This is a genomic window from Vibrio nigripulchritudo (assembly GCF_027924785.1).
GTDB lineage: Bacteria > Pseudomonadota > Gammaproteobacteria > Enterobacterales > Vibrionaceae > Vibrio > Vibrio nigripulchritudo.
Genome location: NZ_AP027050.1, coordinates 354,597 through 365,762, shown reverse-complemented (window position 1 = coordinate 365,762; position 11,166 = coordinate 354,597). Strand labels below are relative to the sequence as shown.

General features: G+C 40.0%; 11 protein-coding genes. 10 read left to right on the top strand and 1 reads right to left on the bottom strand.

The annotated features are described in order from the left end of the window. The first annotated feature begins 3 nt into the window (after positions 1-3). Positions 4-456 carry an SMI1/KNR4 family protein gene (locus QMG91_RS19935; RefSeq protein WP_281831660.1) on the top strand — a complete coding sequence of 151 codons (453 nt, stop codon included), beginning with the start codon at positions 4-6 and terminating at the stop codon, positions 454-456. 77 nt (positions 457-533) lie between these two features. Here QMG91_RS19935 and QMG91_RS29000 read toward each other — a convergent pair whose 3' ends face one another. Then, on the bottom strand, positions 534-686 hold the full coding sequence (locus tag QMG91_RS29000; RefSeq protein WP_409351283.1) for a SymE family type I addiction module toxin: 153 nt from the start codon (positions 684-686) through the stop codon (positions 534-536). 378 nt (positions 687-1,064) lie between these two features. Here QMG91_RS29000 and QMG91_RS19930 point away from each other — a divergent pair, with 378 nt between their 5' ends. The 9 genes from QMG91_RS19930 (at position 1,065) to QMG91_RS19895 (ending at position 11,153) form a co-directional block, all read left to right on the top strand. Beyond that, a complete protein-coding gene (locus QMG91_RS19930; RefSeq protein WP_281831659.1) occupies positions 1,065-1,871 on the top strand; it encodes an RHS repeat-associated core domain-containing protein in 807 nt (268 codons plus the stop codon). Then, positions 1,837-2,046, top strand: a complete 210-nt coding sequence (locus QMG91_RS28995) for an AHH domain-containing protein (protein WP_409351282.1) — start codon at positions 1,837-1,839, stop codon at positions 2,044-2,046. The genes QMG91_RS19930 and QMG91_RS28995 overlap by 35 nt, the downstream gene beginning before the upstream one ends. 27 nt (positions 2,047-2,073) lie before the next feature. Next, a complete protein-coding gene (locus QMG91_RS19925; RefSeq protein WP_281831657.1) occupies positions 2,074-2,613 on the top strand; it encodes an imm11 family protein in 540 nt (179 codons plus the stop codon). A 107-nt stretch (positions 2,614-2,720) separates the two neighbouring features. Further along, a complete protein-coding gene (locus QMG91_RS19920; protein ID WP_281831655.1) occupies positions 2,721-3,413 on the top strand; it encodes a hypothetical protein in 693 nt (230 codons plus the stop codon). Between the two features lie 94 nt (positions 3,414-3,507). After that, positions 3,508-4,086 carry a hypothetical protein gene (locus tag QMG91_RS19915; protein ID WP_281870323.1) on the top strand — a complete coding sequence of 193 codons (579 nt, stop codon included), beginning with the start codon at positions 3,508-3,510 and terminating at the stop codon, positions 4,084-4,086. A 234-nt stretch (positions 4,087-4,320) separates the two neighbouring features. Then, a complete protein-coding gene (locus QMG91_RS19910) occupies positions 4,321-4,956 on the top strand; it encodes a hypothetical protein (RefSeq protein WP_281831653.1) in 636 nt (211 codons plus the stop codon). Between the two features lie 373 nt (positions 4,957-5,329). Next, on the top strand, positions 5,330-6,544 hold the full coding sequence (locus QMG91_RS19905; protein ID WP_281831652.1) for a hypothetical protein: 1,215 nt from the start codon (positions 5,330-5,332) through the stop codon (positions 6,542-6,544). 403 nt (positions 6,545-6,947) lie between these two features. Continuing rightward, entirely contained in the window at positions 6,948-8,390 is a 1,443-nt protein-coding gene (locus tag QMG91_RS19900; protein WP_281831650.1) for a substrate-binding domain-containing protein, read from the top strand. Between the two features lie 78 nt (positions 8,391-8,468). After that, positions 8,469-11,153: an ATP-binding protein gene (locus QMG91_RS19895; RefSeq protein WP_281831649.1), complete on the top strand. Its 2,685-nt coding sequence runs from the start codon at positions 8,469-8,471 to the stop codon at positions 11,151-11,153. Positions 11,154-11,166 lie beyond the last annotated feature (13 nt).

Genomic DNA, 11,166 nt, shown 5'->3' with positions numbered 1-11,166 from the left:
ATAATGAAAACAATCGCTGAGTTGGTAAATCATTTAAATAGTAATGCTGATGACGAAGTGTTTTGGTTGGGACAGGCAAGTGATGAACAAATCCATCTCTTAGAGTCGGAGTTGAGAGCTGTACTTCCTGAATCATTAAAGAGTTTTTTTCGCTTAGTTGGTGGGGGGGGGACTGTAGAAGAAGAGATATCTGGGATCATTTCTGATGATGCATTAACGGAGTCTCATGGTGGCATGCTGTTTGATACACTTTATTGCAGAAAAGAGTTTGGATTACCTGACTATTTTGCAGTTATATATTTCAGGGAAGATGAAGTCTGTTGGTGTATAAACTTATTGCCGAACGAATCTGGTAAGATCGTTAGTTATAATCTGTTCAAGCAGGAACCAGATAAAACAATGTATGATTCTTTTGAACTTTTCTTAGAAGAATATGTGGAACTTAGAACAGAATAAAGAACGATACAGCCGGGCTCAACCTCCCGGCTCTTTACCCAATCAACTCATCCCAGCGACGCTTTTAACTGCGCCATCTATTCCAGTAATGCTTGCCCCTGCGGGCTTTCGGGGATGAGCACAATACAATCCCCGGCGATATAAACAGTGACATGCGTGCTGGTCTCAAACCCGGCCTCGCGCAGCCACTTACCCTTGAAATGAAGGGCATAATCAAGGACAGACGCAATTAGAAAAACCTTGAAGTCCCTTCTTGTCGTTTATTCCAGGCTCGACTCGTATCGATAGAATTAGATTCAATATGTAGAGTATTTGCCTAAAAAGTAGCGAATATCCGTTACCTTCTTGGTTTTTTAGGTATGCAAAACCACCAATGTGGCTATTAGATTAATAGTTCGAGGTGTGTTGTTTGTCTGGAATAACAGAGGACACTCACTTTAAGGAAATAAGAAGGGCAACTCCACTACGACGATGACAATAACATCACATCACACAAAAGTGCGTTTGGTAGGATCTCCCAGTACTTCAAAGATGATAAAAACCGCATCATTGCGATTGTCGATACTGAGGGCAACCGAACCGAGCAAGAGTGGAATTTTGATAACCTGATGGCAGTCATGAACCCTCTAGGTCAGCGTACCAAATACGAATACTGGAGTAACGTCACTCAGGTCACCGAGCCTAATGGGCAGGTTCATACCTATTCATACGATGAAAACGGTCGGGTTATAGAGAAAATCAAGCAGCTGAAAGTGTGTGCGGATGGCACGACGCTCAGCACCATTGAATGGGTGTATGAACCCGACAGTTTCCGACCACTGGCGCAAATCAATACCGATAACGTGCTTGGCACGTCGGCACTCAGCTATGTGGTTACCGATCACGCTGGTACGCCACGTGAGCTGTGCAGCGAACAAGGTGACATCATCTGGCGGGGGCAGCATGAAGTTTGGGGTGGCTATAAGCAGCAACATCAACAAGGCTTGTTAAAGAAATACGCCAGTGATGCGGCTAACGACCCAATTGAATGTGACTTGCGTTACCAAGGGCAGATTTACGACCAAGAAACGGGGCTTTACTACAATCGGCACCGCTACTACGATACAGACAGCGGTCAGTATTTAAGCTCAGACCCCATCGGATTTGCTGGTGGTTTAAGACCACAAGCGTACGTGCACAATCCGATGGATTGGGTGGATCCTTCTGGTTTAGTTCTCGGCAAAACACAGCCAGCTTCTGGTTGGAATTACACTAACATGCCTAAGATCAGCGGATACCAAAACCACCACGTTATACCCAGATCTATGAAAGCTCACCCAGCATTAAAATCGGCAGGCTTTGACATAGATGGCACTAAGAACTTAATCTACCTTCCAAAAGATCGTTCCATACATCCAACAAGGATGTGTACATAATGGTTGGAACAAAGCGCATGCACAATACAATAGAGATATGAGAGCGGAGCTCGATGAAATTTCAGCGATTGGAAAAGAAGAAAAATGGAGCCAGCAACAATATAAAGATGCAGTCGACGATCTACGTAGAGAAACTCGTCAAAACCTTAGACAAGGTAAAGCTGTATGTGGTTAAAAAATATAAACACTGATGGAGAAAGTCATGTACTTTGATTTGCAAGATTTCTATTTTAAAGATGTTTGTTTCAACTACTCTGATAATAATGAAGTAGATTATGTTGACGCTCTTAACGGAAAAATCCCTCAGAGCAAAGAGCTAATTTATGAAATCGAGAAAATAGATAATAAAATCAATGAATACGATATCCTACCTACTATAGGTCTACCTCTTGTAAGTAGAAAGCTAATATCTGTGTTTTCAGAATTTCTAGAGAAAGACATAATAACTTTCCCAGCAAAAATAATAGATGAAAGTGGGAACAGTAATTCAGATTTCTCAGCTCTATTTGTTATAAATAGTTATGAGTGTGTTGATATTGAAAGATCTGAAATAAAATATAAAAAGTATAGAAGCGGAACACAGTCAATGAGAATTATTGACTTGTACATTGACACTAAAAAAATAGGAAATTCCCCTATCTTTAGAATTAAAGAGAAAAATGGCTACATAATAATTAACCAAAATATAAAAGATATGTGTTCAAACCTTAAAGGTCTAGAATTCAAGAAAGTAAAGTCATAATTTTTTAAAAATCTAAAGTAGATACTCGAGGAAGCAATCAACTGTATTGTTTGAATCAATTAGTATAACCGAGTATTATTAATTAGTTAGATTCCCTGATTTTCAGTATGAATATTTCAACTTTTATAAATTACATAGAATCTGCGCCTAAAGGTGTATCAGACTGGAAAACATGGGAAAGCTCGTTACCAAATTTTACTTCTTTAGACCCTGTACTTGAGTTTATTAACGAAGTTCAGTGGTCTAAAGACAATTGGAAAGCAATAAGAGCTTTCATTCGTAAAGGATATCTAGAGCAAAATTTACCTTCAGAATCAATTGAAAACAATGATCACGTAAATATATTCAACTCCAAAATAGACAATGTTGAGATATTTAAATCAAAATCTTTAAGCTTATCAATCGTTCGCTCTTTGGAATCCGTTAATTTGCTTTCTGAGTCTATCGAGGCGTTAAGTATATCTCACGCTAGTAAGCTTTCCAAAATCACTGGAAATATCGAAAATTTAAAAATTCTTTCTTTAAATAAATGTCCTAAATTAAATATAGACTCGATTATGCATTCTCTTGAAGATATTAAAATCTTAGATATGAGTAGTAATAAGCAGTTACTAAATATTGAGGCGTTACATGGAAAAAGTAGTATATTGGCACTATACCTAAGTGATACCAATGTAATTAAGCATGAAAAAACAATAGATACACTAACATCAATGCGTAATTTAGAGAGAGTATGGATAAAAGCCAATAAGAGGCAACTTGACGAGCTGAGAGAAGCGCTACCAAATATAGTAAATTGAGTTTATCCCATCACTTAAACTATTAGTAATAGTATCATTTTTGTTACCGTTAATTTCTTCACATTCAGTGGATAACGTTATAGGGGTCAATCAGGTGCCAATCAACTCTACTTTAAACAAAATAAACGAATTGATGCAATCTCATGAACAACGCGGCGGCTTTCAAGAAAATCATTCTGTTGAATGGTTTACAGATCTGCCTTCAAATGTTCGACTAGAACAATACTATTCTACAAAGGGTCCAACAGTTGGCACATGCTTAGAGGTTGGAAGCTCAGTTTTGTATTTCATTACCTTTTCTAATCTAGCTGAAGCACAAATAGGCTATCGCACTCTCGCAAATGGGCAGCCATGTAATGGGTGGGATCAAGGTTGTGTTGTAATTGCGCTGTTTGACGATGAACCCATTATGGTGAATACCACAAGTGAACAGGCTGCGGTTTGGACGTCATATGAGAGCGGAAATCCGAAGTTAATCGCTGATAACCTAGAAGGCTTTTTCCAATCCATACATACCGTTATTGATATTCAATACAAGAAATATAACTTTGAAGTATTAAATGAAGAAACTCTAGAGTATAAGGAAGAGTATCTAGCTGATATCAACCAAAAGCTTCGCGAGCTCCTTCCAGAAGACCAGTTGTGTGCCTTTATGGACTTTTTCTTTGGTTAGCGTTGTTCAGAGATATACTCGAAACACAACCTATTCAATTCTTGAAATCGCAATCGTGGCGGTTTGATGAAACTACTACTGTTACTTCTGTCGCAATTTTTACTCTAATAAAAATAGTTTCTCCTCACACCCACCTCCTTAATTTACTCTCCTGTCAGTTAAATTAAGACCACGTTATCAGATAGAAAAATGTACAACAAAATCAGGCTTTTTATTATTGAATGTGTTGATCCTATGGATTTGCTTAACGAGCGTTCGGAGGCTGAAGCACTCGAGCAGGTGTGTAAAATTTTTGGTCACAAAGTCGCCAAATTTATCGCCTATTCGGAAAAGGATCTTATCAAGTATTGCAACTACATCTCTTCCATCGATTCTAGTCATGGTCCGAGAGGTGAAGAGCTTATGCCTTTATGTATCCACATTTCAGCCCACGGCAATGAAAGAGGGGTAGAATTTGGCAGCGATTTTCTCAGATGGCGAGAAGTATTCGAAGCAATGAAACCCATCTTTACGGACATGAATGATTACGACGGAGAAGTCTTTGTATCATTGTCTTCCTGTGAAGCTGGTAGCCAAGGTTTAGACAGACTAATTGCCAAAGAGTGGGAGCACACAGGGAAAATAGATCCACCCCGCTACATTTTCACAACCAGTGACGATGGCGGCGTTCGATGGGATCACGCTGTTGTTTCCTGGACTGTTTTTTACCATCGAATTGCTAACATTCAAATCATTAAGAAAGACCAAGTGCAAGACGTAATAGATGACATAAAACAATGCATTGATACTCATATCTCATATTTTCGGTGGGATTCCACCAAATCAGAGTACCTCTACTACAGCCCTGATGATGACGGTTCATATTGTTAGTGCGCACCAAAAAATTTGGTGAATAATTTGAAGCTGTTCATTCGAAAACTTGTTGCTAAGGTTAAGCTCTAGAAAGAAATTGCCACCCAAATACTGGGTGGCGGGAAGATAAGTTTTAAACAACAGAATTAATTCATCTCCTAATAACAGAGTCCGTTTCTTTTATAAGAACTTAAGTGATTATCCACTCCCCTCTCTTAACAAGCTTTTTCTCTCGTGATTATCATAAATCATCTTCCTGAACTCGATGTTGAGTAAACGTTGCCACCATTTATTCTCGTCAAGGTTGTTGAGGTGTCGTAGGTCAGGCGGAGCTTTTATGGTGGTACTCATCAAAGTTTTTGACTCATGAATACACCAACAGGGAAAGCTAATGAACAGAAGAAAATTTCTTGAACGTATAGGGCTGGCAGGCGTTGGCAGCACTACGTTTATCAGTCAGCTAACCAATGCCAACGAGCATAAACCACAAGAAAGCCGCGCTACTCAGAAAACAAATTCAGATTCCGACCACTTTTTCGGGCTGATTGTTGCGGCAAAAAATGCCAGTGCCCGAGATAAAGGTGCTGCGCATTATGTTTGCAATGGAAGAAACGATCAGAATGTTATCAATCAGGCTTTGGTGGATTTAGGAAGTAAAGGCGGAGTGGTTCATCTGACACCCGGAACCTACGTTTGCAAGGGGGCTATCAAGATGCGCCACCGCACTTCTTTACTCGGTAGCGGTCGGGCAACGATTCTTAAGGCAGTGGGCACATGGACCTCCCAGGATGGTGAGCAAGGCGCAGTGATTGAACCATTGAACTCTCGTATACATATATCACGAGTAGGATTCTTAAGCATTAACGGCAATCGCTACAATGGGGCAAACGTTCAGGGCATTTACTACCACATCAACTCAAAAGGTGACTTTGATGAGGGTTCTGACGCAATCCATCACTTCGAAGACATTTATATATACGAAACAAATCAACATGGTTTTCATGTGGCGGGAAGTTATATGCGCGCCACAAAAGCATCCAACATACGTGTTTACAATGTCGGAGATGAAGGGGCTGCCGAGGGAAACAAAGCTCATGGATTTTTCATAGCATCACCCGACGGTATGTACCATCAATGCGATGCTGGAAGCAGCGCGGGTCATGGCTTCTATGTGGACCATGCAAACAATCATTTCACTAATTGCAAAGCTTGGTACTCGGGGTTAAACGGATGGAATATCCGCAGCGTGCGCGGAATGTACAGTGTTTGCGAGGCTCAAGATAATAGTGGACACGGTTTCTATATCGATGCTGGTCCAAACTCTCTGACAAGTTGTCATGCCGATTCCAATAGCTGGCAATCGGATGATCCATCGGCTGACTTTGATGGGTTCCATATCCCCTGGGGCGAACACATTCAGCTAATCGCATGCAGTGCTTACGATAAAAATGAAAGTAATCGAGGTCATTGGCAACGATACGGGTTTTACTTGGGTCGGTATGCCGAGCATGTGCAGATCTTAGGTACCACCATAGATAACAATATCGGGAGTACCGGCGGCGCAGGCATAACAGGACCGACAAACAGTGTTCAGGTAACTGGGTAATAACTGCTTCCCATTTAGCTGATGAGAGTTCATTAAAATACTGTGGTACCCGAATTGCCATACCAATGCCTGATCCTGCAACAAGGGTTTATATCCAAACCCTCTTTTTATAAAAGCTCAATCTCCCTAACTTTTTCGGTTCCATGTGAGTTGCGATAAGTGTGTGAACAGACATAAAAAAACGCGGTAACCGATATAATACTTCTTCCCCTACTGTTTCTATGGTTGGCGTTTTAAATCAACCTAAACTATCTTTTTAAATGTGTTTTCCTCATCGCTGTTTAGACAACATAACCTAGAAAAATAGCGGATTTCACAAATAATTATTGCGTTCAGTTTAGGTAAGAATGCAAAGATTTTTAAGGCTATTTCCTTAAACGAAAATATGAAAGCGGGTATATAAATGTGGAATTCTAAAGCTAAGCTACTAACGATAATCTTCACAGTCTTTTTATTAAATCCTCTGTTTTCGATGGCAGCCGAAAAGCAAAAGACTGTTGCCATCATTACTGTTGATTTTCAATCAAATACGATGCTTAGATTTGGTAATTCGTTTTCATTACGAGCCAAAGAATATGGTTGGAACGTCATTAAAGCCGAAATTTTTGGCGATTATAGTAAGGCAGATCAATATTTTGATGAATTCATAGAACGAGATGTTGATGCCATTTTCAACGACATGTTGGATCCAAACTTAATCGAGTCTGCACTCTTAAAAGCCAAAAAGGCAGGAATTCCAGTGATAAATGGTGATGCTGGATTCCACAAAGACGTTGTCACAAATATCACTTCAAATAACTACTTTTTGTCCGCGCGAGTAACAAAATATTTATTTGACAAAATGCTTATCGATAACAAGAAAGAACTGTTAGGCATTACCTGGCTAGATCACCATGGTATTCGAAAAAGAACGGACATAATGGAAGCCATTCTGGCTGAATACCCAGAAATAGAATTAGTCAAAATGCATCACACCAGTATCCCCGGACAAGTGCAGGATTCGAGAAACTTCGTGTCAGACTACTTAAGCAATAACCCTGATTTCGATGGATCAGTATGGGCTGCATGGGACGAGCCTGCCGCTGGCGCTACACAAGCTATTTTGAAAGCAAGAAAAGGAAACAGCATATACACCACAGGTATTGACGGAAACAAATGGACGTTTGACATGATCAGACAGAGACCGCCTTTTCTGGCAACAGAGTCTCAGAACTTTGAGATGATGGGCAGACAGGTGGCGGACTGCATGAATGACATTTTCAACAAAGACACCGAAACAGAGAAAGTGTATTGCGGTAATGTTGTGCCATATAACCTGTATGTCCCTACAATTCTGGTCACTCAAGATAACCTCCCACCTGTTGGTAAATTCCCTTGGAGCGAATCAGGAGAGTTTTCTCAACAATACAGCGACTCCTCTTCCTGGCCTACGCTTGATGGGCGCTGGGGATTGGAAGTGAATGAGGGACTAACCATAAACGATTACACGTTGTCTGCGTTAATCACTCCACTTCTGTTTGACAAAATGACAAAAAATAACAAAACGGATTTATTGGTTATTACGGCGGACGATAATGTTGCTTCTCGAAGAAGAGCAAGAATTATGGATGCGGTATTAAAAACGTACGACAACCTTGATGTTAAAGGCAGAACTCAGATCGCTATTTCGGACCAATCTGTACAAAAAGCACAAGCAGCAGTAGAAGAATTCTTAAAGCAAAACCCCGATTTTAAGGGCGCAATCTGGTCTTCGGTAGACATTCTTAACCAAGGGGCGACCCAGGCAATAGCCAACCTAGAAAAGGAAAAAAATGTATACACGCTGACTGATGTGAGGGGCTTTTAACTGGCACTACACTTATGGCAACGCCTACATAACAAACTACTGGGGTATACGTTGTACTAACTACGAAGAATTCAAAATATGAAAAAGTCCAATTTATTCAATAGTATTCGTAGCAAGTTTGGAGTCCCCCTTCTTATAGTTTTCATTATTATAAGTTCTATATTGGGCGTGTTTAATTATTACCAGTCTGAAAAAGAACTGGAACGACAAGTTGAAGAAAAAATGGAAGCTACCCTAACTCGATTATCGCTCGGGTTAGGGAAATTGCTTTACAATTTTTATGGTGACCAGGTATATCAAATCATCACAACAGAAATGAATGACAAAGAGGTTCATTCAATCCTTATCAAAGACGCAACCAACACATACGTCACCCATGGTCAAACCCGAAATAAAGACTGGAATCTAGTCAACATTAGTGAAGATTTTCAAGATACTAGCGAAGATCTTTATCATAAAGAAGTAACGATATTATTTAATTCGGTGGGGTCAGACGACTCAGCCGATGATGAAGTAATGGGCGTTGCAAAAGTCTATGTAACGAAGAAATTTTTAAGAGATAAATTAACAGACTTAATCATCACCACCGTTATCGAAAGTATTGTTCTTTTTACAGTACTGTACGTCGCTATTTATATGATTCTTATGATTGTCATTATTAATCCCTTACAAAAGCTAAAAACATCTTCTGATGAATTAGCCAAGGGGAATTTATCTTATGACATTGAGACAGAGAGAGAAGATGAAATAGGAAGTCTCGCCAATAGTTTTGAGATTATGCGGGATTCCATTCGCAAAAAGATATCTAATTTAAATACCTTAAACACAACAGGAGAAGAGCTTTCAGAGTTTATTTCCTCGGATAATCGAGAACAATCAAAACTTTACATACTTTCCATTATTCAAAAGGTACTCGTAGATTATTTGCACTTGGATTCTTGCAAAATATTCATTTGGGACGAAGAAAATAAGCAGTTCTGCAAAGACTTTGGTGAAATGAAAAGCATCGACACCCTAATGTCGGATGCAATCAAGAATAAACAAGTAGAGTTTGCGCACAATGGAGACGAGCTGAGATGCTGCATGCCTATGGTTCATGGAGACAGCGTCATTGCCATCTTCGATGCCACAGGTAAAGAAGGAAGCATTCAACGACAACATATAGGTAATGAATTTATCTCGACTCTTTTCAGAATGGGGATCACGGCAATTCTAAGAGTGACAATGCTTGGCGACATTCAAAGGTTAAATCAGGACCTAGAAAAACGTGTTAAGGAGCGCACAGCGGAACTGTCAGTAGCGCAGATGCAGTCAGAAGAGGCTCGAAAAAAGGCGGAGATGTCGAAAGATGAAGCGGAACGGGCCAATCAAGCCAAGAGCCAGTTTTTATCCAACATGTCGCACGAATTACGAACTCCACTAAATGCCGTTCTGGGTTTTTCTGAAATGCTAAAGACCCAAATGCACGACAGCAAAAGCATTAGTTACCTAACAGCCATTAACACTGCCGGTAATACCTTGCTTGCTTTAATCAACTCTGTCCTCGATCTCGCTAAAATTGAGTCGGGAAAAATGGAACTTGAGTACAACCCTACTTCACTCAAATGCCTCTTAAACGAACTGCATAGTTTCTTTTACCAGCAAGCCAGTGAGCGCGATATCCTGTTTGAAATACAACTCAGTGATGACATAGAAGAATGCGTGTTGCTGGACACGTTAAAGCTAAAACAAGTTTTAATTAACCTGTGTAGTAATGCGGTCAAGTTTACCCGCGATGGCAGTGTCACGGTTAAGGTCAGAACTTTAGCTTCAAGCAATGAAGCCAAAGTTAATATCTATATCGACATTGTCGATACGGGGAAAGGCATTCCAAAATCCCAGCAGGAACGTATTTTTCACGCTTTTGAGCAAATATCTGGGCAAAAAAGTTCAGAATATGGAGGAACGGGTCTTGGGCTGGCCATTACCCTGGAAATTGTTCATTTGATGGGCGGTACAATCAATGTTTCCAGTGAGGGAGAAAATAAGGGTTCATGTTTTAGCATTATGATACCTGATGTAGAAAAGTGCAGCGCAGAATTAACCGAATTCGCCACCGAAAGCCCAACTATCGATTTTGAAGAAATACTCTTCGAACCCGCCAAGATCATGATTGTTGATGACATTCCACACAATAGAAATCTGATTTCGAGTTATTTATCTGACTGGAAGTTTGACATTCTAGAAGCAAAACATGGGCAGGATGCTTTAGATAAAGTTCATGATTTCAGTCCAGATTTGATCTTAACCGATCTCAAAATGCCTGTTGTTGATGGCCAAGAGTTGTGCATTAAACTCAGAGAGGACATGGGCTCCAACTGTATGCCGTTGGTTATGGTGACAGCCTCTGCAATGGTTGAAGAACAAAAAGACCTACTCAAAGTCTGTAATGACCTATTAACTAAACCTTTGGCAAAACAAACATTGATTAACTGTTTGCTCAAGCATCTAGAACATTCCATTGTCGAATCAAGCTCTAATAAGGGCAGATCCGGCGACAATATAGAGTATCAGGACATCAACTTGAGATTACTGCCAGACGATCAGCGCATCGCGCTCGTCGAGTTTGTTGAGATAGGGGATACCGAGAATGCAATCAAATTGTGTGTGGATTTACCATCTGATTTAACCAATGAGTCAAAATGGTTAATAGAGATGTTGGAGAGTTTTGAACTAGCGAAGATTTTGGATAGATTAAATTCCATCGAAAATCCAATAAGTTAACTATCGCGGACTG

Excerpts from the sequence above, each read along its gene's own strand:
- QMG91_RS19935 (WP_281831660.1), top strand. The coding sequence starts at position 4 with ATGAAAACAATCGCTGAGTTGGTAAATCATTTAAATAGTAATGCTGAT.
- QMG91_RS19930 (WP_281831659.1), top strand. The coding sequence starts at position 1,065 with ATGGCAGTCATGAACCCTCTAGGTCAGCGTACCAAATACGAATACTGG.
- QMG91_RS19925 (WP_281831657.1), top strand. The coding sequence starts at position 2,074 with ATGTACTTTGATTTGCAAGATTTCTATTTTAAAGATGTTTGTTTCAAC.
- QMG91_RS19920 (WP_281831655.1), top strand. The coding sequence starts at position 2,721 with ATGAATATTTCAACTTTTATAAATTACATAGAATCTGCGCCTAAAGGT.
- QMG91_RS19910 (WP_281831653.1), top strand. The coding sequence starts at position 4,321 with ATGGATTTGCTTAACGAGCGTTCGGAGGCTGAAGCACTCGAGCAGGTG.
- QMG91_RS19905 (WP_281831652.1), top strand. The coding sequence starts at position 5,330 with ATGAACAGAAGAAAATTTCTTGAACGTATAGGGCTGGCAGGCGTTGGC.
- QMG91_RS19900 (WP_281831650.1), top strand. The coding sequence starts at position 6,948 with ATGTGGAATTCTAAAGCTAAGCTACTAACGATAATCTTCACAGTCTTT.
- QMG91_RS19895 (WP_281831649.1), top strand. The coding sequence starts at position 8,469 with ATGAAAAAGTCCAATTTATTCAATAGTATTCGTAGCAAGTTTGGAGTC.